Raw genomic sequence first — 24,940 nt, 5'->3', positions numbered from 1 at the left:
ATCTCCTTATCGCCTGATAGTCGTTGCTTGTTCTTGGGCCAATAAACAAAGTTCAGCTGCTTTAAAAGTATGTTTTTGAGACATAGCGGTCGATGTATGTTCAAGGACATCATGTGCTAACCGGTAAAAATAAGGATAACCGACTTGACCTTTGACATTGTACATGCGCTCTCCACCATGATTCACTAAATATAAACGCTCCCCTTCAGACTGATCAGCAATATCAACATATTTACGCAGTTCAATGTATCCGTCTGTTCCAAGTATCACCGTGCGCCCATCCCCCCAATTACTTAACCCGTCCGGAGTGAACCAATCAACTCGAAAGTAATGTATCGTTCCGTTGTCAGCTATTAAATGAGCATCCCCGTAAGCTTCAAATTCAGGGGTGTCAGGATGGGACATATTCATAACCGTACTGCTCAAGATTTTTGCATCTTTTGCACCTGCAAACCAGAGGAATTGCTCAATTTGGTGACTGCCAATATCACAAACAATACCACCATATTTTTCTTTCCAAAAAAACCAATCTGGCCGCTGATGAATATTCAATCGGTGTGGACCCGTGCCCAGAACTTGCACAACATCACCGATTGCACCCTTTTGAATCAGTTGTTCCGCAAAACCTGCGCATTCAACCTGCAACCGCTCACTATAAAAAACAGCCCAAAGAAGTCCTGTTTCATTTACCTTCTGTTCAGCTCGTATCAACTGCTCTATTGTCGTAAAGGGCGTTTTTGCTGAAAAAAAGTGTTTCCCAGCGTCCAAAACTTTTATTCCTATTTCACAGCGTTCTGAGGGGACAGCAGCACTTGCCACCATCTGTACCTTCTCATCATCTAAAATTTGGGACAGAGAAGCGGCATGACTGGCCTCAGGGAACGTCTTCTGGAAGGCTGTTATTTTCTCTGGATCTTCATCCCAAACCCAACAAATGGTTGCTCCTGCAGCTTTCATCCCTTGACACATACTATAGATGTGGCCATGTTCTAGACCGGATACTGCAATAAAGAGCTGATCATCTTCAACAGGCACCTCCTGATGATGATTGGGTTCAAATTGCGTATGATCTGTTGGCTTTGTTTTGTTAGTCATCAAATCCTTCTCTCTTGTTTAGAAAAGTAAAAGAGAACGGAGCAACTGACCGCCCCGTTCCCGAAATAGCTATACATGCTGGGCGAAGCGTTCTTTCATCAGCTGCAATGTCTCATCCCCAGGCCTATCCCAAATGGCCTGATTAATAACTTCGACCTCGATCGGTCCGTAATAGCCATTTATTTCAACCGCTTGCCTAATACGCGGGATATCAATAACACCATCCCCCATCATCGAGCGCCCTTTAAAGATATCAGGCAGAGGGACTCTCCAATCCGACACATGAAACCCTAGGATATGTCCCTTGGCACGTTCTATTGCTTCATATAAGAAGGGATCCCACCAGACATGAAACACATCGACAATGACTCCCACCTGTGGGGATTCCAATGATTGTTGCAAGGCATTAGCTTCACCCAGCGTTGTGATGACCGATCTATCGGCGGCATACATGGGATGTAGCGGTTCAATGCCTAACTTGACATTGTGCTGTTCGGCAAACGGGATTAACGATTCAATGCCTTCCTGCACCCATCGACGACCTTCCTGCAAATCTTTCTTTGGAGCTGGCCCGCAGACAAGGACGAGCACGTCACTCCCTAATTCAGCGGCTTCTTCGATCGCTCGTTTATTATCATCGATGCGTTCTCTTCGTTCTGAAATCGTGGGCGCTGGAAACATCCCTCCTCGACAAACACTTGAGACGCCAAGGCCTGATGCCTCAATCATGTGCTTACTTTCTTTCAAACCAAATTCAGCGATTTTATGACGCCAGACGGAAATCGTCGGAATATCATGACGAACACAGCCGTCGATCGCTTCCTTCAATGACCAACTTTCTGTCGTAATCTGATTTAAACTGATTCTATTGACATCTACACTCATTTCACAGCCTCCGTTTGCTCAATACCGGCCAGTTGTAGGATTGGCTTCATCCTTTCGATAGCCCGTTCCGGATTAGTTAGTACATGGGCTTGGTCGGCAAGTTCAAAGAGTTCAGTCAGATGAAGAATAGAACGGGCACTTTCCGTTCCTGCTATCATCCGAAAATGAGATTGATGACCATTTAAATAAGCTAAGAACACCACGCCCGTTTTGTAGGCATAAGTAGGCTTCTGAAAAATGTGACGAGCAAGCGGAACTGTGCGATCTAATGTTTCACGGAACGTTCCGATCTTTCCTTCGTCCAAGTCATGCAAGGCAGAAGCCGCAGCGGGTGCGATCGCATCAAAAATGCCTAGTAGCGCATGACTGTAACCTTGCTCATCACCTTCAATCAAGGATGGATAATTAAAGTCATCTCCAGTGTACATCCGAACACTTTCCGGCAACCGCCGGCGCATTTTAATTTCTTTTTGATCGTCCAGTAATGATATTTTGATGCCTTCAATTTTATTAGCATGCGTATGAATAATGCGGAGGCAAACATCCATCGCTTCATCTAAGTCGTCATAACCCCAATATCCTGCTAAATTAGGATCAAACATATCTCCTAGCCAATGTAAAGTAATTGGCTGTGAGACTTGATCAAGAATTTTTCCGTAGACATATTCATAGTCCTCCGGAGATTTAGCACATGATGCAAGCGCTCGGCTCGCCATTAATATAACCTTACTTCCGGCCCCTTCGACATGTGCGACTTGCTCTTCGTATGCATTCACAACATCCTCTAAAGTAACAGATGGATCCGGTTCGAGATGATCAGTACCTGCACCGCTAGCAATGTTACCATTAACACTTTTCGCTTCTTTGACCGATCGAGTGATAAGTTCTTTTGCATGTTGCCATTGCAAACCCATGCCTCTCTGCGCTGTGTCCATGGCTTCAGCTACCGACAATCCAAGTGACCAGAGGTAATGTCGATATTGCATCGTTTGCTCCCAGTCAATGACTGGTTGTCTGACAGGATCAGTAGTTCCAAACGGATTGGCCACGACATGGGCCGCCGAATAGGCCACACGAGAATCGAAGGTCTTCTGAGAAGGTTTTGACAATGCCTCAGTTTGTGACAATTCATATTTATACGTGGATCCATCCTGTTGAGGTAGATAAATAAAATCACTCATGACCATGGCCTCCTTTACACATTCAATTCAGGTACATCAAGCCAACGGCGTTCTTTGGACGACTGCAGACCAAGGTCGGCAAGTTGCGTTCCTTTAGCCCCTTCTAGAAAATCCCATGGGAAAGCATCATCTTGATGGACATGCTTGAGGAACATTTCCCATTGAATTTTAAAGGCATTTTCAAATAGTTGATTATCTGGTACTTCCGCCCATTGATCTTGGAAATCAATTGAATTTTCCAAATCCGGGTTCCAAACGGGTTTGGGTGTGTTCACCCTATGCTGGGTTTTGCAGCCACGAAGACCTGCGACAGCACTGCCTTCTGTCCCATCGACTTGAATCGTCAGCAGATCATCACGATCTACACGAACCGCCCATGAAGAGTTAATACTAGCAATAACGCCGTTTTCTAGCTCCATAGTAGCGTAAGCGGCATCATCAGCGGTAGCCTTATAGAGCTTTCCATCTTCATCGACCCGTTCGTGAATATGGGTCGCTGTCACTGCCGACAATGATTGAATGGATCCAAATAGGTGATCCAATACATAGCGCCAATGTGGGAACATATCAGCAACAATGCCGCCACCTTCTTCACTTTTATAGTTCCAAGAAGGACGCTGCCCCTCTTGCCAATCTCCTTCAAATACCCAATAGCCAAATTCCATGCGAACTGAGAGAATGTCACCAAAAAAGTTAGCATCTAGTAATCTCTTGAGTTTCATAACGCCTGGCAAAAAGAGTTTATCCTGGACAACGCCGTTTTTCACACCGGCTTCTTTGGCAAGTCTTGCAAGCTCTAAAGAGCCTTTTAATGAAGTGGCCGTTGGTTTTTCACAATAAATATGCTTGTTGGCTTTAATTGCTTGTTTAATAGATGCTTCACGGCGGGACGTTGTCTGTGAATCAAAGTAAATCTCATTCCTATCATCTGACAATGCTTCTGATAGATCAGTCGTCCAACGATCAATAGCATATTTTTCAGCAAGCGCTTTTAATTTTTCTTGATTACGACCGACAAGAATAGGGTCCGGCATAATGTAGTCCCCGTTGCCAAGCGGAACACCCCCTTGTTCACGGATCGCAACTATAGAACGAATTAAGTGTTGCCTGGTTCCCATGCGCCCAGTCACACCATTCATGATCATTCCTATACTATGTGTACTCATAAGATTCCCTCCTCTAATCATTACGTTCAGTATAGACGGTTCTGTAAACGCTGTCTCATTAGAAGAAGAAACCTATTCTCATTTTCGGAAATCATTTTATTGAACAATAAGCGAAGGGGTTTCATAAAAACTTATAAATTTCTTTGTGTCGTTCGATACATATTAGGCGGAACACCGATGTGCTTTTTAAATAAACGATAAAAAGTAGAGAGTGATTCAAATCCGACCTCAAAACATATCGACACAATATCTTTCTCCGTTTCAACTAGCAGTTGCTTGACTAGTCCTAGGCGAACTTCTGTCAAATATTGCATCGGTGTACTGCCGTAATATTCTTTAAAAATACTCTGCATATAGCGTTTGCTCAAGCCCATTCGATTCGCAATATCCTCTGCATTGCTGATATCGAAATATCGAGTATCAATATAATGTCGCAGCCGTTCAACTCGCAAAGTATTCGTATCCGCTTGAGGTATATCCTGATATGAACGCGCAATGGTAAAAAGCAATTCAGCCATATAGACTCTTAATGCCATCTCCCAAAGCCGATCACCGTGCGACTGTTCATACAACATTTTCCGAAGCAGCTGGCGAAGCTCACCACTATCGAACATGCTCAGTTGTTGTACACATGCTCTTTGGAAGACTGCAGGTATCAATTGCTCCTGGATATCCGCACTTAAAACCGTAGCATCAAATTCAAGCACGAGGATGGTCATTTTCGAATTAGCAGCAATCGAATGCTCGGTTAGGGGCGTAATGATAATAAAACTATCTCGCACAATTTGATATTCTTGTCCATTCAATGTGCAAGCACCTTCACCTTCTAATGTGTATAAAATTTGATGGGTCCTGTGATGGTGAGACTCCACACTGTCTTTCTCATTATGCTTGCTTTCATAAAGAGATATAATGGCAGAACGTTGACTCCCTATTTGAACACTCATCTCGATTCCCTCCACAACTTAAAGTGCACAAAACAATAAATATAGTGGATCCTTCTTCTCTAAAGCAAACAACTTCCCGTTTATTGATACTTTAATCATATCATTTATATAGATGATTTTGACCACTACCATTCAAACAAAAATAAAATAAAATAAAAAAGAAGACAGCGCCCGTCAATGGAAATACACGTAAAAATTCCAAAAGGGGCTATGTCTTCATGACACAATTTTATACATAACCTTAGCTATCGTTTTTAAAAAGTCTAAAACCGTTTTAAAAAGGAAAGAGCACTCGTAACTTCCTTTAAATAGCAACGGCTATTAAAAAAACAAGCAATAGATACAATTGAACCCCACATCTATATCAGAGGTAGGGTTCGAATGATTTTTCTTAAGCCATCTTTTTCAATCGAATCACATTCCAAGAAAGCTTAGGTAAATGAGCTTGAATTGAGCCCGTAGTGACGACCGCATCGCCATTACTGTGTGGCTTAACGTTGTTATGATTATCTTGATTTGTCGCTTTGACATCGTTATTTTCTAGAACCGTATGTTCAATAACTTGATAGTCTTCAAAATTGCGAATATCACAATCCAACGTTAATGCATCTTCCTGACTACGATTGACGGCAAAAATGGTCAGTTCGTTATGATCTTCATTAAATACAGCCGTTGAATCGAGATAGGGGACATCCGTAAAATCCTTTGAATCATAGACCGGTGATGAAATAACTGGATCTAATACTGTTCCTCGACCATACACAGATGCATGCATATAAGGATAAAAGATCGTTTGCTGCCATGCTTCGCCGCCTTTTGTTGTCATAATCGGTGCAATCACATTGACAAGCTGAGCAAGACAAGCGATTTTGACACGATCAGCATGCTTTAAAAGCGTGATTAGCATACTGCCAACAAGTAAAGCATCCTCAAATGTATATATATCTTCAAGTAAATGCGGAGCCTCAGACCAAGGTTCAACCTGCTTATCTTGTTCATTCGAATGGAACCATACATTCCACTCATCAAATGAAAGATACATATTTTTCTTACTCCGTTTTTTGGCTTTGACATAATCGCAAGTAGCAATCACAGATTTGATAAATTCATCCATATCTAATGACTGTGCCAAATAGTTACCTAAATCATTATCGCGGTTGCCATAATAAGTATGAAGCGAAATATAGTCGACGTGTTCATAAGTATGTTCAAGAACTGTGGCTTCCCAATCAGCAAACGTTGGCATCGACCGATTGGAACTGCCACACGCGACTAATTCTATTGAAGGATCCACCCACTTCATGGCTTTGGCCGATTCTGCCGCAATTCTACCGTACTCCTCGGCAGTTTTATGACCAATCTGCCAAGGACCATCCATTTCATTGCCGAGACACCATGTTTTGACATTGTGAGGCTGTTGATAGCCATGTGAGATTCTGAGGTCACTCCAATAGGTTCCTGATGGATGGTTACAATACTCAACAAGGTTTCGCGCAGCATCCACACCCCTTGTTCCCAAATTAACCGCCATGTTAACTTCGGCATTGACTTTCTTCGCCCAATCCATGAACTCATTGGTGCCAACTTGGTTAGATTCAGTCGTCGACCATGCCAAATCGAGGCGTTTCGGTCTATCTTCTACAGGGCCGACACCATCTTCCCAATTATATCCGGAAACAAAATTACCGCCTGGATATCTAACAAGAGGTACGTTCAATTCTTTCACTAAATCCATGACATCTTTTCTGAATCCCTGCTCATCTGCAAGTGGATGATCTGGTTCATACACGCCTTCATAAACTGCTCTGCCAAGATGTTCAATGAAGGAACCATAAATACGATCGTCAACTTCGCCTACTTTAAATGCCTTGTCAAGAATCATCTTTGATTGTTTGTGATGAGTCATATCAATTAGCCTCCAATAGGAAAAATTTTAATATTAAAAACGACGATTAAGTCATTTTACTCTGGGTTAACCTTTAATGCCTCCAGTCGTTAGACCAGAAATAAAGTAACGTTGGAAGAACAAGAATATAATCAAAATGGGAATGACCATTAGCGTTGATCCTGCCAAGAGAATGGAATAATTATTCCCATAAGGAGACATAAGCGATGCTAAGCCAATAGGCAAAGTAAACATGTCATCGGTTCTTAGAACAATCAATGGCCATAAGAAATTATTCCAACTGAACATGGCCTGCATAATACTCATCGCCCCAAATGCTGGAACCATCATCGGTGCCATAATCTTAAAGAATATACCAAACTCTGAACACCCATCGACCCTTGCAGAATCAAGAAAGTCTTTAGGTAACCCAATTGAAAATTGCCTAAAGAAGAAAACAACAAAAGGGGTTACGGCAAAAGGCAAAATCACACCCCAATACGTGTTAATAATGTTCAAAAAGATTGATAGCTTATAGAGAGGCAGTAACAGAATTTCAACCGGAATCATCATTAAAAATAGGACAAGACTAAAAATGATGTTCCGTCCTTTGAATTTATAGACCCCCAAGCCATAACCCACCATACCTGACAAAAAGACAGAAATAACGGTGTAAAGGAAGGTTACAACGATACTATTCCAGAACCAGCGAAAATAAATCGTCCCTTCTGTAAAAAGATTCTTGTAATTGTCCCAAGTAAATAATTCCGGCGTAAGTTTTAAATTAACGCCCGATCGAAATAACTCCACCGCATCTTTAAAGGATCCAATGATAATAACGAGTAAAGGAAATATAGCTAAAAAACTTGCGGCAATAAATAGTAAATGTGCAAGTATTGACAACATACTATTGTTTTTAACCCACTGCATGTTTTAATCCTCCTTAAAAACGCCAAAGAATTTCAGCATAACGAAACATAAAACTGACACGATAATTAACAACACGACACCCACCGCGGCAGCTGCCCCCATGTTGTTATAACTAAAAGCAAGCTGATAAATATAGCCAACGATAGTGAGTCCGATGTCATTAGGAGAATTGCCTTTCCAAAGGACATAACTTTCCTCGAACATTCTGAATCCAGCAAACAAGCTTATTGTTAAAGTGAAAATTGTTACCGGTTTCAAAAGTGGAACAGTGATTTTAAAGAACTTATAGAATCGATTCGCACCATCCATTTCGGCCGCCTCGTACAATTCATTGGGGATGTTCTGCAAGCCCGCCAAAAAATATAAAATATTGACCCCCATCCATCGCCAGGAAGCAAGTGCTACCATTAGAAACATGCCGGTTGTAGCCCCCATGGTCCATGCCTGTGGTTTTAACCCTATTTTAATTAACAGTGAATTAATTAAAGCAGTATCAGTTTCACTGAACATTAAACTAAAGATAATACCGCCCACAATAACAGAAGTTAGCGAAGGCATATAAAGCATTGCTTTAAATCCATTTTTAAAACGTAAAAATTTCGAATTTAGAACCGTTGCTAAGAATAAAGGAATGGGAATCAAAATAATCAGTGTCCATATTGTATACACAATCGTATTTTTAATCGCATGAACAAAATGTTGATTCGTAATCCGGTTGTAATTTTGCAAACCAATAAAATCGTGAACACCTGGTAATACACGATGAAAACTCATCGAAATCATGTCTATAATGGGGTATAAGAAAAACACTAGAAAAACAATGATAAAAGGTAATACAAAAATGTAGGGTGCCAGTTTCTGAGAAAAGAAGAGCTGTTTCAGGCTGGTCTTCTGCTTTACTTTGACGGGATAAGAACGCTCAAGTTTCACATCTATACCTCCCCTTATAATGAGTCAAACAAATAATAGGAGAAATCCAATCTTAATTTTATTTAAGCCCTTTATCAGCACCTTCTAGGGCCTCCGCAGGTGTTTCACTATTTTTCCGAATCACTGTGTGTAGAGCACTAGAAATCGGCTTAGCTATTCTTGGTAATTTACCACTTACATTAGGACCGTTAATTTCGTTTCTAATCTCGCGTACGACCTCAAAAAGATCATCATTAAGAAAGTATGTGTTGAACTTATTTGGTTCCTGTAATTTCGGTGAATCATAGACGTCTGCCCGAGGTGGAATAAATCCAAGTTGTTTCCAAATTTGAATATTGGCCTCCTTCGTGACTTTAGCAAATTTCAGAAAATCTTTGGCAAGATCAGGGTGTTTCGTTTGTTTAGGAATAACGGTCCCTGTTCCACCGATACCTGCAGATCGGTCGCCATTAGGGGTCCATTTTGGCATCGGACGAACAATGATCTTATTCTTTAGGTCAGGCATATATTGGACGAAACGGCTCATATACCACATGGGAGCTAAGACAGATGTTACTTTCTCTTTACTCATAAAACCATAAAACTTCTCGACATCTTGATCGCCACCCGGAGCTGGCACTGCAATTTTGTATTTGTGAACAAGTTGATCTAAGAGCTTTAAACTGTCAGCATTGATCTTGGTGTCAATCGAAAACTCATTACTGTTATTGATAAAATGAGATCCTCGTTGGAGAACCATTGGCCAATACTGATTAACGTCCGTTGTATTAATGCCAAGCATGGGTTTCCCGGTTGCTGATTTGATCTTTTTACCTGCCTGAATAAAATCATCCCAAGTTACAATGTTGTCCGGGTCTACTCCTGCTTCATCTAGTATGTTTTTGTTGTAAAACATGACAGATGAACCTAAATGAGTGGGAATGCCGTAAAGCTTGCCATTTTTGCTATAAATCTTAAGTCTAGACTGAACATATTGATCTTTAACCGGTTCAATAAGATCATTTAAATTAGTTAACTGGGGCTTACCTTTTAAGTAATTTCCAAACTTGTTGATTTCAACATCAGCAATATCCGGTGCTCCAACTCCCGACTGTAATGAAAGAATGAGCTTCCTATGCATACCAGCATAAGGATATTGAGTCGTTTCGAGTTCAATTTGCCGATTAGGATAAGCTTCATTCCACCTTTTTGCTGCATCTTCATAGAAATTTAAGTGCATTTCAACAAACGACCACAGCGTTATCTTTGTTGCACCATCTTCAGATGTACCTGATTGTTTGGCATTCGAACATCCGGATATAGTGAAGCCCACTAATAATACTAGGGATATGGCAATCCTTGAAATCCTGTTCAATTAAATCCCTCCTTAGATTTTTAAGCCAGACAATAAGATCATTCACTTTTTTGAATTCCTTTTCCCATAACACTTAAATGACAGCGCTTTCCTTTTTGATCTAAAAATACGACTCTTGATCAAAAACATCCGAACATATTATTATTTTATGTCTATATAAATAATTAATCCGTATAAATAAAGTCTATATTCAGTTCCCTCTATTGTCAATGTATTTTTCAAATCCTCAAATAAAACTGACAATTAATTAATTTATCCCGTTAAAAACAAGTGAATCATCCTCACAGCTTAGCTTCGCAAAATATTCATCCGTACCAATCATTGATATATAATTGATTGTCCTAAACATTCAGCTTATCAATACAAAAAAACCAGCGGAGGTTCATACCCGCTGGTTTTAACTGCTTTTGAATTTTCAAACCAGATCCCCTTACTCTTCCTCGTCATCATCCACATCCGGTTGTTTTAATGAGACAAGAAGAAATATCACGCCAGTCATTAAAATCACAAGGCCCCACCATAAATTGACGTTAAAGGGACTGTGGTGATTTTGCTCTCCGGCAACGGCTCCATAACCGGCAAGTAAAACTCCGTAAAATGTTAGCAATATTCCGATTAAACGGCCAAGGTTAAAAAACTTTTGCTCTGCATTTTCGTTCACGATTGAACCTCCTACCAGAATATAATATTGATCAAGACAAATAAAGCGAGTGAAATGATTCCTAGAACACCTGGACGTTTATACCAAACAAACCCTTTATAGGACCGGTATTTGCCAGCGCCAAGGACAATCCCTTTCAACTCTTTCTCCGGTTTTGGTGTCGTGAATAGGCTTACAACAATACCTACAACCGTTGTGACAACCCATACCCACCATGCTCTCCAGAAGTTGCCGGCGTTTGGTGTCGGAAATTCGACCGGTAATAGAAAGTAAAAGATGAACGCAAAGGTGATACCTGAAACAAGGGCCCAAAAACCACCCCATGGCGTCATCCGTTTCCAGAACATACCGAGCAAGAAAACCCCAAAGATTGGCGCATTAACGAATGAGAAGAGGGTTTGCATATAATCCATAATACTCGGAAAACTAGCCGCCATATAAGATGTCGCAATGGCCAATGCCACACCGCCAACTGTGGCAGCACGACCCATCCAAACATAATGACTATCAGGTGCATCCTTTTTTATATAAGCCTGGTAAATATCATATGTCCATACGGTTGTAAAAGCTGAGATATTACCAGCCATACCACTCATAAAACTTGCCATGAGAGCGGTAATGCCTAATCCAACCATACCGATAGGATAATATTCTGAAATTAATAATGGTAATGCCATATTATAACTTGTTCCATTTGTACCGATATCAGGGAATACAGCTAAGGCGACCAAACCAACAAGAATGGTGATCGCAGGAATAAACATTTTAATAAATGATGCAAAGATCGGTGTCATTTGTGCTGACCGTAGATTTTTGGCCGCAAAAGCCCTTTGGACGACAAGAAAGTCTGTTGTCCAGTAAGCAAACGAAGTGACAAACCCAAGACCTAAGACGACCCCAATCCAGCTTGCTCCGAGCGAATTGTCAGTGGTGCCAAGATCACCCCATGCATGGCTAAAACCTTCTGGGATCTTATCAACCAGTCCATCCCAACCACCTAGACTATACAAGCCGATAATAACGACCGGTAAAATACCAAGACAGATGAGAAAGAACTGGGTGACTTCGTTAAAGATGGAAGACGTCAGTCCGCCTAAAGTTACGTAGACAAGCACAATAATGGCTGATAAAAATATACTTTCCGTTAGGGACCATCCAAGAATAGCTCTAAAGATAATGCCCATCGAGTATAAACCAATACCCGCTACCAATATTGTCATACCTGCAAAGGCAATCGCGTTCACGCCTCGAGTGGCCTCGTTAAACCGAAGTTTTAAGTATTCTGGGACCGATCTTGCTCTTGAGGCATAGTAAAACGGCATCATGTATAGCCCCATAAAAACCATTGCCGGAATCGCACCGATCCAATAAAAATGAGCTTGAATCATGCCATATTCGGCACCGCCTGCACTCATACCAAGAATTTCAGTTGCACCAAGGTTCGCGGACATAAAAGCAATACCGGTGATCCAAGTTGGCAGAGCACGCCCCGATAAGAAGAAATCCTCTCCAGTCTGTGTATGCTTTCTCAGCATAAATCCTATCGTTAATACAAAGATAAAATAGGCAGCTATAATGACGTAATCAATAAACCCTAAATCAAATAAACCACTGGACATACTAGAAAACCTCACTCTAAAAATTTTTGCTTGGCACCCCAAAGTAACTCAATATTTTTTAATCCATGGATTTTGACACCCTTGTACGCGTTTTCATAACAATGTATAGAATCTAGATGAAACGAACACCCCCTAACTATGAAGTGCATGTGCAATATGTCATAAAATTAGTTCTACTTGAATCAATTTAGCGCTTTCAAAAGAACTTATAAAAGGATCACTCAAACCTTTTCAAGACTGAGTAGCAATTTCAATTAATGATAAAATAACTCAGGTAAAAATCACCATTGCTAAATAAATATGCAGACAAGTATTTCGTCAATTACTTTATTAAATTAATTTATTTAGTGGCTGTTATTCTAGTGTTCATGTCAAGATTCATCAAGATGGCACAAAAAATATCAATTTATCTCGCTGTGACTTTTCAACTAGATGCCTTATAAACCCTATTCCCAAGCGGCGGATCCCCACTTTAATTCATTACGCAACGACATTAATTTCGTTTCCTCATTGATAAGGACGCACTCAATATTAGCCATCGTTGACCAATCATAGAGTTGCTCGGGAGAAATATTTAAAGAAAATACGGTATGATGGGCTCCTCCAGCATAAATCCACGCTTCCGTTGCTTCACTTAAAGAAGGTTTCGGCTGCCACAACACTTTAGCCACAGGCAGATTCGGAGTTTGTTCTTGCGGCTTAACAGCATTAACTTCATTAACCACGAGACGGAAACGGTTTCCTAAGTCAATAAGAGACACGTTGACAGCTTCACCTTCTGCACCGTCAAACACGAGACGTGCTGGATCCTCTTTATCACCCATGGAAAGCGGATGAACAGCCATTTTTGGCTTGGTCGACGCCACGGTTGGACAAACCTCCAACATGTGTGACCCGAGAATCATTTCGTTGCCCGGTTCCAGATGGTACGTATAATCTTCCATAAAGGATGTTCCTTGGTTACCCGCCATTATCTTCATCAAGCGGAGCAATGCAGCGGTTTTCCAGTCACCTTCACCACCGAAACCATAGCCTTCTGCCATTAACCTTTGCGCAGCCAAACCTGGCAACTGCTTCATCCCATGAAGGTCTTCAAAGTTCGTCGTAAACGCAGTATAATTTCCTTCTTCCAAAAACGCTTTAAGGCCTAATTCAATCCGCGCCTGTTCAAGGATGGAATCACGAACGGCACCCGTTTTTTTCGCTTCAGGGTCGAGTTCATACAACTTGCTATACTCATCAAATAACGCCTTGACATCTTCATCTGAGACATCATTAACCCTTTCAACCAAATCACCGATGCCAAAGTAATCCACTTGCCAGCCAAATTTAATTTGTGCTTCGATTTTATCCCCTTCAGTGACAGCCACGTTACGCATGTTATCACCAAAACGAGCGACTTTTAGATGTTTACTTTCTGTGTGAGCCACTGCGGTTTGCATCCAGTCACCCACTCTTTTACGAACGGTAGAATCCTGCCAATGGCCGACGACGACTTTGCGCGGCACCTTCATTCGTGTATTGATAAACCCATATTCCCGATCACCATGAGCGGATTGATTGAGATTCATAAAATCCATATCAATGCTCTTCCACGGAATATCCCTGTTGAATTGTGTGTGTAAATGCAACAATGGTTTACTGAGCTCAGCTAAGCCCGCAATCCACGTTTTCGCCGGGGAAAACGTGTGCATCCAAGTCATAAGACCGGCACAGTTATCATCAGCATTCGCGTCAAGGCACATTCGGCGAATACCATCAGAAGTTGTCATAATCGGCTTAAATACAAGTTTAAAAGGAATGTCATCGCCTTGATTCAATCCCTCTACGATTTGCCTGGCGTGATTCTCAACTTCCTGCAACGCTTCCTCTCCATATAAATGCTGACTCCCTGTAACAAACCAAAATTCATAAGGCCTAAGCTGCAACATCTCGTCTCCTCCATTCATCATAATGGCTTACTGTCCATAATAGGCATTGGCGCCATGTTTTCTAAGAAAATGTTTATCTAGTAATGCTTGATCCATGGTATCGATGGATGAATTTAGTGTAACCGTTCGATAAGCCATTTTCGCAACCTCTTCCATAACGACGGCATTATGCAAAGCATTACCAGCATCTGTCCCCCAACTAAATGGGCCATGACTGTTCACAAGCACACCAGGAATTTGATTAGGATCTTTGTCCTTAAAGGTTTCCACGATCACATCACCCGTCCTACGCTCATAGTCTTCCTGAATTTCACCAGCCGTCATTTTTCTCGTACACGGGATTTCCCCGTAAAAGTAATCTGCTTGAGTAGTGCCATAGGACGGAATACCCTTTCTTGCCTGCGCCCAACTGGTCGCCCATGAAGCATGCGTATGAACAATGCCCCCAATCTTAGGGAAGGCCTTATATAGAACGACATGCGTTGGCATATCTGATGACGCCTTAAGATCACCTTCAACTTTATTACCATCAAGATCGACAACGACAAGATCATCAAGCTTCAGATCCCCATACGGAACACCGCTCGGTTTAATCACGACCAAGCCTTGATCACGATCAATGCCACTGACATTGCCCCATGTGAAAGTGACCAAACCATATTTCGGCAAAGCCAAATTGGCTTCTAGGACGTCTTGTTTTAATTGTTCTAACAAGTTGAATACCCCTTTCTATTGATCTTTCATTGCTTTCAATGTCTTCATCACATCATTCTCACCGCGGCCGAAATAGTCATGCAGTTTCTTATATTCTTGATACAATGTTTCATAGCGTTCAACGTTGGATTGAATCGGAATAACTTTTTCATCTTGAATTTTAGCCATCTGACCGGCTGCATCAGCAATCGTCGCATGACCACCTTTAGATTCACCTGCGGCAACTGCTCCAAACATTGATGCGCCCACAGCGGGTGTTTGCGGATGACCGGAAACCGAGATTTCCTTACCTGTGACATCGGCATAAATTTGCATGAGCATTTGGTTTTTGTATGGAAGCCCGCCGCAGGCGACTAAATCATTGACAGGAACGCCGTTATCTTCAAATGCCTCAATAATAATGCGCTTACCAAACGCTGTCGCTTCAATTAACGCTCGGTAAATCTCTTCAGGTTTGGTATTGAGTGTGAGTCCCAAGATTAAACCCATTAAATCCACATCAACGAGCACCGAACGATTACCATTTAACCAATCAAGGGCTAGAAGCCCACTTTCACCAACGTCTAACTGCGATGCTTTTTCCTCCAATAATTGATGGATGGACATCTCTCTTTTTTCAGCTTCTTTAAAATAGTCTTTTGGGATTGCGTTATCGACGAACCAAGCGAAGATATCACCGACTGCTGATTGACCCGCTTCATAGGCGTAATAACCGGGAACAGCGCCATCTTCCACAACGCCGCATATGCCAGGGACCATTTTTTCCTTTTCACCTAGCAAGATATCGCAAGTCGATGTCCCCATAATCATGAGCATCCGGCCCGGTTCCGTCACACCTGTGGGCGGTGCTGACACATGAGCGTCGACATTGCCAACAGCAACTGAGGTTCCTGAGAGCAGTCCCGTTTTGTCTGCCATTTCATTGGTAAGGCCTCCCGCTCTGGAACCAACAGGTAAAAATTCGCGTGATAATTTATCAGCAACGACGTTTTCTAAACGGGAATCCAATTGTTTGAAAAATGATGGTTCCGGATAGCCGTTCTGCTTATGCCAAATGGCTTTGTAACCGGCTGTACAGGAATTGCGGACGTCTTGGCCTGTCAATTGCCAAGTCACCCAGTCTGTTGCTTCAATAAAACTGTCCATTTCATGATAGACTTCAGGAGCTTCATTAAGAATCTGCCACAATTTTGGAAACAGCCATTCGGAAGAGATTTTACCGCCATACCTTGATAGAAATGAATCATCCGAGTTTTCAGCGATCTCATTTAAGCGGTTAGCTTCATCTTGGGCAGCATGATGCTTCCATAATTTTACCCAGCTGTGCGGCTCATCACTTAAACGTTCAATATTGCACAAGGGCGTCCCATCCGCCTTAACAGGCAAAACCGTGCAAGCCGTGAAGTCAATGCCAAGCCCCACAATATCCTGCGCTGCGACGCTAGACTCTTTCACAACCTGCCGAACTGTTTCCGTTAAACAATCCATATAATCATTCGGATTCTGCAAGGCCCAATCATTCTCAAGCTTAATCTCTGAATCCGGCAAATAGTCATCAATGACACCATACGGATAATTTTTAACTGCTGTCGCCACAACATGACCACTGGTTACATCGACCAGGACAGCGCGCGCTGATTCTGTCCCAAAATCAACACCAATTGAGTACGTATTACCCACTGTTATCACCTAATCCCCACGTTTTTGTCATCCAAAATATCCTTCATTAAATAGAAACAGCCCAGTACATCGGTCACGAAGGTGATGCGCTTCTTGCAGACTGTTTTGTACATGTCCGTGATCAATGCCCAATTCTTCCGTTGTCGATGGTCCACCAACAATCGTTAGCCATTTTTGTAAACGATCACGATCGGGCAGTTCATCGATAAACCCTGCTATCTTTTGCCAATGTTGCTGAAGTCTCTTTCCCTTATCATCATTTGGGAAGTGATCTGGGGTGACTTGCTGACGCATTTGTTTATAATGGTCAGAAATCAAGGTTGTTGCGACGCCGACTTTTGCGCCATGTAATAACTGCCGCTGATTGTGCTTGAGCAGGTCCATTTCCCAATAGTGCGACAAATGATGTTCTCCACCGGAAGCCGGACGAGAATGATTAAGTATTAGCATCACGAGCCCGGACTCAATTAAGGCATCCATTAATATTTTGATGCCAGTTGAATCATGGGATGCAATGGCGTCAACATGGTTCACACAAGCGTCGAGCGATTGTTTTGTTAAAACAGCTGCCTTCTCGTGATACGGTTCTCCACCGATCAAGTGAGAGATTTTCCAATCAAGAAGCGATGTATATTTCCCTAAAATGTCACCAAAACCCGCTGCCGTCATTTGAGCTGGCGCTTGCGAGAGAATATCAAGGTCAGCCAACACCGCAATAGGAGCTCTCGTCTGGACTGTCTGTTTCATCCCACGTAAGATTAAAGGGGCGCCTTTTGATGTAAATCCGTCTACAGATGCAGCCGTTGGAACGGAAATAAATGGGCGATCCATCTTATAACTCACAAATCGAACGATATCGTGAATGGTGCCTGAACCAACGGCTATGATGACATCAGTTTCATTTGTGACGCACTGAAAAAGCTCAATTAAGGTTGGCTCATCGGCAATCACCTGACCATGAACATTTTCGGTTAGAAAGGTCGTCTGATAATGAACACCTTCATCCTTAAGATGTTCACACACCCTATTCCCAGCTGCATGAAATGTCCTCTCGTCAGCAACAACCAAAACGTGTTTCCAATGATTCCGGCTTAAAAGCATTGGCAGTTCTTTGATCGCATCGTTGTCGACAACGATATTCTGTAAAGGTAAACCGCTGCCTGTCATTTCATTGGCAAGACGATGGAGTTCCTTTGATATTGTCACTAAACCCCCCCCTTTATATCAATATACTTTTTCCATCAAAAAGTGAGTCATTATACATACGTATATTTTTTGTTTTAATAATAAATAATTGTTATTAATCCGTACAAATTAAGTTTATAATCCGCTTTCAAACCTGTCAACAGATAACGTTATAATTTTCAGTATATGTACCATCAATGTCATCTAGAAAGTGATCTCGATATTTCTACATTACTAGACCTATGATAAAATGATTGATACGTATCAATTACTGGGAGGATCTTGTATGACAGCGAAATATGTTCAAATCAAAGAAGCGATTAAATCATGGATATTACAGGGGCAAATTACTCCTGGTCAAAAGATCGATACGGAAACTGAACTTATTCGAAAGTTCGGTGTCAGTCGTCATACCATCCGACAAGCGGTTGGTGAGCTCGTCCATGAGGGATGGCTATACCGTATACAGGGGGGTGGAACCTACTGCGCCAATCGTGAACAAGCAACGACAAACCCAACTGGTGATCAAACAATCGGTGTGATCACAACTTATATTTCTGATTACATTTTTCCTTCCATTATTCGCGGTATTGAATCGTATCTATCCGAAAAAGATTATAGCGTGTTGATCGCAAGTACGAACAATAATGTTGATAAAGAGAAAAAAAGTTTGCAAAACATTCTTACCAAGAACATTGATGGTTTAATTGTTGAACCGACAAAAAGTGCCTTTCATAACCCAAATTTGAATTACTATTTAAACTTGGAAAGAAACAACATTCCATACGTTATGATTAACGCGTCTTATACTGAACTTGCGTCTCCAAGTATGACGATGAATGATGAAAAAGGCGGGTACATGGCAACTCAACATCTCATCGATTTAGGTCATAAACGCATCTTAGGATTGTTTAAAACCGATGATATCCAAGGAATCAATCGGATGAAGGGATACATTCGTGCCCACAGGGAAAACCAGTCCATTCCGCATCCAGACATGATGGTCACTTTCAACACTGAGGATAAAGGGGAAATTCTGCAACAAAAAGTGAGTGAACTATTATTATCAAAAGACACAGCAGCACGCCCCGATGCCATTGTCTGTTACAACGACGAAATCGCAATCAGTATCCTTCATGTCACACGGGAACTTGGTTTAAGCATACCCGAGGATCTTTCGATTGTGGGTTATGATGACTCGCAACTTGCGGAGGCATCTGAGGTTAAACTGACATCTGTTAAGCACCCTAAGACGGGGATGGGACAAGCCGCCGCTGAGTCAATTGTTCGGTTAATTGAAGGAACCAAATCCTCCAATAATAATTCCGAGACCATTATGTTTGAACCAGAATTGATCATCCGGCAGTCGACCCGCTCACGCAATCCCGCCCGAACAAAGTGATACACTCATATCGTAAAAAACTGAGGCTGAGACAGATCTAAAATAGGATACTCTCAGGAAGCCGAACAATAAGATATGAAAGCAAGTTCTAAGCGTTGTCAAAATACGTAGACGCCCGCGGTAAGCGAAGGATTTTGACGAAGCGATGACAGGAATGACGATTTTCAACAAATCATCCGAACCGATTAATAAACAAGTTCGGATGATTCTGTGACTCATATACTTTTATCCCAGCATCGATTTAACTCTACTAACCTTTGATCCCTGTAATAGTGACCCCTTCAATAATCTTTTTCTGTGCGAAGATGTAGACAATCAAAATTGGAATCACTGATACTGTGGTTGCGGCCATCATCAGCCCCCAGCTCGTTTGATGGAGACTGCTAAATCGGCTGAGTAAGAGCGGAACGGTGAATTTCTCAGGCGTATTGAGGAAAATCAACGCCTCGATAAAGTTATTCCATGAACCAAGGAATAAGAAAATACCTACAGCAGCTAAGGCCGGTTTGATCAACGGAAGAATGACGCTCCAGTAAATGCGGGGTGTACTAGCTCCGTCAACAATGGCGGCCTCTTCCAACTCCCGTGGAATCCCTCTAATAAACTGTCTGAGTAGAAAAACGGCAAACGCATTGAATAGTGCTCCAGGCACTATGAGGGAAAGATGGGTATCAATCCACCCAATCTGCTCCATAATGATATACATCGGTATCATCGTTACTTGCTTTGGAACCATCATGGTTGCTAAGAACAAAATAAACAATATATTGGAGCCCCGGAAACGAATTTTGGCAAACGCATACGCTGCCATCGATGCTGTTAATAAGTCAACAACAACAATAATGCCGGAGATTTTAATACTGTTTAAATAAGCTAGAGCGAAAGGCATCGCTGTCAAAGAGTCAGGATAATTTGACCATACAAATGGATCAGGAATCCAAGTCGGAGGCACGACAAAGATTTGTGACATATCCTTTAGTGAACTGCTCAAAGTCCAAAGGAATGGGAAAATCATCAGCAATGCACCTAATGACACGACGACGTGAAGCAAGACCTTGGATGTACGCGTTTTTTTATTAGTCTTCATAATGCACCCACCTTTTGGCAAACTTAAATTGAAGTAAAGTAAAGGTGAGAATAATGACAAACAAGATCATAGCTGCCGCCGAACTTTGACCCATGTTAAAATTAACAAATGCTTGATCGTAAATGTGATAGACCAGTGTATAACTGGCTTTTCCAGGCCCTCCCTTTGTCATAACGAAAGCCTGATCAAACACTTGGAATGAGGCAATCACGGACATAATCGTCACAAAAAAAGTGGTTGGTGACAACTGCGGCAGTGTAATATGCTTGAACTTTTGAAACTTATTGGCCCCATCGATTTCAGCCGCTTCATAATAACTTTGTGGAATCCCTTGAAGACCAGCCAAGAAGATGACCATGTTATAACCTAGCCCCCACCAAATGCTGACAACGGCAATCGCCGGCATGACCCATGCAGTATCCGTCAACCACTGTGGTCCACTCAACCCTATAAACTTGAGAGCTTGATTGAGGATACCGAAATGGCCATTGAGTATCCACAACCAGATCACACTGATGGAAACCGAACTGGTCACCTGCGGCATAAAGTAAAATACGCGGTAAAAATTTTTCCCTTTGATATTGTTCAAGGCAATGGCGACGATTAAAGAGATGATGATACTAAGCGGAATCACTAGTATCATATAATAAGCGGTGTTAAGCATAGACTTCCAAAATAGTTCACTTGAGAGCTGAGTGATAAAATTATCAAATCCGATAAACTGTTTCGCCCCAAACCCATCCCACTTCATAAAACTCAGTACAAAGGCGTATACAACAGGAATTAAAGCGAAACAAATTAAACCTATCAGCTGCGGAGCAATTAACAGGTAGCCCCACATCATTCGTTTTTTATCATGCATGATGACCACCCTTACCATGAGATAATTAATACCATTGATTGTTATATAATAGACATTGTTATTGTCCTGACTGGTATTCCTTCATCTTTTTCTGTGTTGCTTCGGTAATCTTGTGGATCGTCGTATCGGCATCTTGCTTGCCTAAGAGCATCAAATCGTAGATATCACTCATATCTTGCTGCAGTCCCGGGACATTTCCTGCAAATAACCGCGGTGATCCATTTGCAACCCCATTTTGTCGCCCTTTAAGCAAATAATCCGCGTGTTCAACTTTGGCATTTTCAAGAACAACATCATTGATCCCTTTAACAGATGGGATTGCGTTACCTGCCTGGCTTAATCGCGTTTTTTGACCCATTTTCGATGTGTAAAAGGTCACAAATTTTTTAGCGGCTTTTTGATGCTCAGTGTTGGCGTTTACCGATAAATACGCGGTCGGAATTTGAACGGGATTATATTTTTCATCTGTATTTGTGGGCCAGTAAATGTAGTCGAATTCAAGTGAACCATTTTTACTAAATAAAGGGGTTAACCACCGTCCTGCTGCGACCATGCCTACTTGACGGGACATGAACATCGCTTCCAGACCTTGCCCCTTTGGTAGTGACCCCGCGTAAATGGCACGGCCATCCTGCACCAAACCATTGATATATTGAATCGCCTCTTGGGCTTTCTTATTTGTATCTAGAACATAGTTGCCTTCTTTGTCGTAGACTAAACCGCCGTTAGACCAGACCCAAGAGGCCATTGTTCCGTATGCACTATCCTGTACAAACCCATATTTACCGGCGTCTTTAAATTTTCCTGTGACTTTTTTAAACGTTTCCCAATTCCAATCGTTTTCCTCAAAATACTCCTGTGGTGATTTGATCCCCAATTCTTTGAATAGCTTCTTATTGTAGTAAAGCACCAATGGATTACAATCAACGGGAATACCATAAATTTTGCTGTTCTGCTTGGCTGCTCCCCATAGACCGTCGGAATATAAGTCATCCTTTGTATAACTATCAGAGGTTTTCATAAAATCGGTCAGCGAAATGACAGACTGATTTTTAGCCAACTTGGCCATCGTCGCATCACCAACATAGAAGACGTCAGGTCCTTTCCCACCCGATAACTCAGTCATCAGCTTTTGTTCGTAGGAATCACTAGGAATAGGGATAATCTCTACTTTTATATTCGGGTTTTTCTCCATGAACGCATCGACACCGCGCTGGTAGACTTTCAGTTCCTCAGGATTCCCCCATGCTGACATTTTTAACGTAATCGTATCTCCATCGGAGGTGTTTCCAGATCCATCACTATTACTGCAACCTTGAATCAACGGGGTAAAGACAAGAACCAGGGCCAACATAAAAACAACGTGCTTAAATGACTTTTTCATGATTTAAAATCTCCTTTCGGACAGTAATGTTCGTTAATACGTAATCGCTTACAATAGTGATGATTGATTTTTTCAGGCTTTGTATATTACTGTACGCACCAGCCGCCATTTGGTGCCTGGCCTACAAAACCTCTTATTCATAGAATCACGACGTCAGAGCCAATGCCATCATTCTGGTAGACCCTTCTCAATAAAAAAAAGACCTCTTATTAAAAAAGAAGTCCTTTTGCTATAAAATATAATGCTATACTCATGTGAATTTATATTTTGTTTTTGATTGGTACCTTTCCCCTTTATCAAGGATCGCTGATTGAAAGTTCGAGTGATGGATTGAATCAGGCGGCGTTTGGGTTTCCAAACATATGCCTAAATGTTTTTTCACGGGTACTCCCCTGATTGCAAAATCACCGTCTAATTGATTGCCTGAATAGCATACGACAACCGGTTGATCTGTCCAGACCTCAAGCTGCCGACCACTCTTTTCATCTGTTAGTGAGATCACCGGATCACTTAGTAGAAAAGGATGATCATAACCTTGACCCACTAGCTGATTCTGTGAATGGGTTGACTGGACACCATCTCGAATCTTTCTGCCATGTTGAAAGTCGAAAGCTGTATCTTTAACATCGAGCAACCGCCCAGTCGGAAGCAGCTCCTCATTTAATTCAATCCATTTATCACTATCCATGGTTAAAACGTGATCGAGGACATCCCGCTTCAAGTTACCGCTCAAATTAAAATATGAATGATTCGTTGGATTAAGTAATGTTTTTTCATCTGATAGACCATCATAGATAATAGAAAGCTCATTATCGTTATTTAATCGATAAGTGACTGTCATCTCCAAGGTGCCAGGATAACCCTCATCGCCGTCTGGACTCATGTAGGAAAATTCAATACCAACTGCGTCTTCATAATCCACAGTCTTAACATCCCAGAGGACTTGGCTAAAACCATTAGGGCCCCCGTGTATATGATTGTTGTTTTCATTTTTCGACAGTTCATAGGAATGACCATCTAATTGGAATTCAGCGTTTTTGATCCGGCCAGCCACACGGCCGATAATCGCCCCAAAGAACGATGAATGCTCACGATAATCGTCTAAGTTATCAAATCCTAATACAACGTTTTCAAACTTGCCCTTACGATCAGGAACTAAAATTTCAGTAATAATACATCCATAGTTAATACATGTCATTTCCATACCGTTGTCATTTTTTAACGTATAAAAGCCAACCTTTTGTCCATCCATTTCACCGAAAGTTCCTTGCGTAATCTCCATTCCACTAATCTCCTCTCGTTGCCAAATTCATTTTGGTCCTCCCATTTAAACTGTTACTCATATATCATGCTTGCTTTCGGTGGATTGACTGTTATAAGATACCTCAGCCTGACCCAATTTAGCTTCAATGTTCTCAAACGCCCTGTGAGCGCTCCAATAAGTAAATAATGCTAGTAAACTCGCACAGAAAAAAACCAACATCCCCGGAACCATTCGAAAAATCATATACGTTAAAAGCGCACCGCTAATCATAAGAAGCGTTGACGGTAATTGCGATATCCCGATGAGTAGGGCATTCTTGATGTACTGCTTAATGGACTTAAGGTCAAAGTGGACCAAAACTGGGAACAGATACATTAATGTTAATAGGTACACAATGCCTACAAGCATAATACCGACCAATAACACAGGTTGTAAAGCGCCTTCAAAATCTTCCGAAAAACGAAAATCAACATATAAAATGTAACCCACAATCAAGAAAATGAGTCCCAAAATGTTAGCCCTTACAAATTCAGAGCGATAATTTGACCAAAATGTTTTAAATATTGGCACATCATCATGACCCATAACCCACTTTCTAATAACGGCAAACAGTGCTGTCGTTGCCGGGGCAAAGCCAAATAATATCAAGCCCAAAAACGTAAAGCCCATCCACAGTAAATTAACGATGGCTAGCCTCATGATCCAATTACAGATCCTATAAACCCCCGATGCCAACCCGCTTTGGAACATAACGACACCTCCTGAAGTGATCTGAATT

21 protein-coding genes are annotated in these 24,940 nt (G+C 41.7%); 1 reads left to right on the top strand and 20 read right to left on the bottom strand.

What is annotated here, in order from left to right; translation table 11 throughout:
* Positions 1-6: 6 nt before the first annotated feature.
* The 15 genes from B9Y89_RS09390 to B9Y89_RS09320 all read right to left on the bottom strand — a co-directional run bounded on the left by B9Y89_RS09390 (position 7) and on the right by B9Y89_RS09320 (position 18,184).
* Positions 7-1,095, bottom strand: coding sequence for a Gfo/Idh/MocA family protein (locus B9Y89_RS09390; protein WP_085522978.1), 1,089 nt, complete (start codon positions 1,093-1,095; stop codon positions 7-9).
* Positions 1,096-1,164: 69 nt separating this feature from the next.
* Positions 1,165-1,980: a sugar phosphate isomerase/epimerase family protein gene (locus B9Y89_RS09385; protein WP_085522977.1), complete on the bottom strand. Its 816-nt coding sequence runs from the start codon at positions 1,978-1,980 to the stop codon at positions 1,165-1,167.
* Positions 1,977-3,161 (bottom strand): dihydrodipicolinate synthase family protein, encoded by a 1,185-nt coding sequence (locus B9Y89_RS09380; protein ID WP_085522976.1) that lies wholly within the window; start codon positions 3,159-3,161, stop codon positions 1,977-1,979. The genes B9Y89_RS09385 and B9Y89_RS09380 overlap by 4 nt, the downstream gene beginning before the upstream one ends.
* A gap of 14 nt (positions 3,162-3,175) precedes the next feature.
* Positions 3,176-4,327, bottom strand: a complete 1,152-nt coding sequence (locus B9Y89_RS09375; protein WP_085522975.1) for a Gfo/Idh/MocA family protein — start codon at positions 4,325-4,327, stop codon at positions 3,176-3,178.
* A 131-nt stretch (positions 4,328-4,458) separates the two neighbouring features.
* The gene (locus B9Y89_RS09370; RefSeq protein ID WP_085522974.1) at positions 4,459-5,274 is read right to left on the bottom strand and encodes an AraC family transcriptional regulator; all 816 of its coding nucleotides are present in this window, start codon (positions 5,272-5,274) and stop codon (positions 4,459-4,461) included.
* A 391-nt stretch (positions 5,275-5,665) separates the two neighbouring features.
* Entirely contained in the window at positions 5,666-7,180 is a 1,515-nt protein-coding gene (gene arfA / locus B9Y89_RS09365; RefSeq protein ID WP_085522973.1) for an arabinosylfuranosidase ArfA, read from the bottom strand.
* Positions 7,181-7,246: 66 nt separating this feature from the next.
* Entirely contained in the window at positions 7,247-8,089 is an 843-nt protein-coding gene (locus B9Y89_RS09360) for a carbohydrate ABC transporter permease (protein WP_085522972.1), read from the bottom strand.
* 3 nt (positions 8,090-8,092) lie between these two features.
* Positions 8,093-9,025 carry a carbohydrate ABC transporter permease gene (locus B9Y89_RS09355; RefSeq protein WP_085522971.1) on the bottom strand — a complete coding sequence of 311 codons (933 nt, stop codon included), beginning with the start codon at positions 9,023-9,025 and terminating at the stop codon, positions 8,093-8,095.
* 52 nt (positions 9,026-9,077) lie between these two features.
* On the bottom strand, positions 9,078-10,373 hold the full coding sequence (locus B9Y89_RS09350) for an ABC transporter substrate-binding protein (RefSeq protein WP_085522970.1): 1,296 nt from the start codon (positions 10,371-10,373) through the stop codon (positions 9,078-9,080).
* Positions 10,374-10,803: 430 nt separating this feature from the next.
* Complete coding sequence (locus B9Y89_RS09345) at positions 10,804-11,034, bottom strand: hypothetical protein (RefSeq protein WP_085522969.1); 231 nt, start codon at positions 11,032-11,034, stop codon at positions 10,804-10,806.
* A gap of 11 nt (positions 11,035-11,045) precedes the next feature.
* The gene (locus B9Y89_RS09340) at positions 11,046-12,653 is read right to left on the bottom strand and encodes a sodium:solute symporter family protein (RefSeq protein WP_085522968.1); all 1,608 of its coding nucleotides are present in this window, start codon (positions 12,651-12,653) and stop codon (positions 11,046-11,048) included.
* Between the two features lie 446 nt (positions 12,654-13,099).
* Positions 13,100-14,584, bottom strand: a complete 1,485-nt coding sequence (gene araA / locus B9Y89_RS09335) for an L-arabinose isomerase (RefSeq protein WP_085522967.1) — start codon at positions 14,582-14,584, stop codon at positions 13,100-13,102.
* 27 nt (positions 14,585-14,611) lie between these two features.
* Complete coding sequence (gene araD, locus B9Y89_RS09330; protein ID WP_085522966.1) at positions 14,612-15,298, bottom strand: L-ribulose-5-phosphate 4-epimerase; 687 nt, start codon at positions 15,296-15,298, stop codon at positions 14,612-14,614.
* Between the two features lie 15 nt (positions 15,299-15,313).
* Positions 15,314-16,978, bottom strand: coding sequence for a ribulokinase (locus B9Y89_RS09325; protein ID WP_085522965.1), 1,665 nt, complete (start codon positions 16,976-16,978; stop codon positions 15,314-15,316).
* Between the two features lie 27 nt (positions 16,979-17,005).
* The gene (locus B9Y89_RS09320) at positions 17,006-18,184 is read right to left on the bottom strand and encodes a sn-glycerol-1-phosphate dehydrogenase (RefSeq protein WP_254901232.1); all 1,179 of its coding nucleotides are present in this window, start codon (positions 18,182-18,184) and stop codon (positions 17,006-17,008) included.
* A gap of 265 nt (positions 18,185-18,449) precedes the next feature.
* Here B9Y89_RS09320 and B9Y89_RS09315 point away from each other — a divergent pair, with 265 nt between their 5' ends.
* Positions 18,450-19,565: a GntR family transcriptional regulator gene (locus tag B9Y89_RS09315; RefSeq protein ID WP_085522964.1), complete on the top strand. Its 1,116-nt coding sequence runs from the start codon at positions 18,450-18,452 to the stop codon at positions 19,563-19,565.
* Between the two features lie 250 nt (positions 19,566-19,815).
* Here the strand turns inward: B9Y89_RS09315 and B9Y89_RS09310 are convergent, their stop codons facing one another.
* The 5 genes from B9Y89_RS09310 to B9Y89_RS09290 all read right to left on the bottom strand — a co-directional run bounded on the left by B9Y89_RS09310 (position 19,816) and on the right by B9Y89_RS09290 (position 24,912).
* Complete coding sequence (locus B9Y89_RS09310; protein ID WP_085522963.1) at positions 19,816-20,652, bottom strand: carbohydrate ABC transporter permease; 837 nt, start codon at positions 20,650-20,652, stop codon at positions 19,816-19,818.
* Positions 20,642-21,514 (bottom strand): carbohydrate ABC transporter permease, encoded by an 873-nt coding sequence (locus B9Y89_RS09305; RefSeq protein ID WP_085522962.1) that lies wholly within the window; start codon positions 21,512-21,514, stop codon positions 20,642-20,644. Before B9Y89_RS09305 ends, B9Y89_RS09310 begins: the two co-directional genes overlap by 11 nt.
* A gap of 58 nt (positions 21,515-21,572) precedes the next feature.
* The gene (locus tag B9Y89_RS09300) at positions 21,573-22,898 is read right to left on the bottom strand and encodes an ABC transporter substrate-binding protein (protein WP_085522961.1); all 1,326 of its coding nucleotides are present in this window, start codon (positions 22,896-22,898) and stop codon (positions 21,573-21,575) included.
* 250 nt (positions 22,899-23,148) lie between these two features.
* Positions 23,149-24,180, bottom strand: a complete 1,032-nt coding sequence (locus B9Y89_RS09295) for an aldose epimerase family protein (RefSeq protein WP_085522960.1) — start codon at positions 24,178-24,180, stop codon at positions 23,149-23,151.
* A 57-nt stretch (positions 24,181-24,237) separates the two neighbouring features.
* Positions 24,238-24,912, bottom strand: a complete 675-nt coding sequence (locus B9Y89_RS09290; RefSeq protein WP_085522959.1) for a YesL family protein — start codon at positions 24,910-24,912, stop codon at positions 24,238-24,240.
* Positions 24,913-24,940: the final 28 nt, after the last annotated feature.

It is taken from the genome of Tuberibacillus sp. Marseille-P3662 (assembly GCF_900178005.1).
GTDB lineage: Bacteria > Bacillota > Bacilli > Bacillales > Sporolactobacillaceae > Marseille-P3662.
Note: the sequence above shows the minus strand (reverse complement) of the source record. Positions and strands in the feature narration are given on the sequence as shown.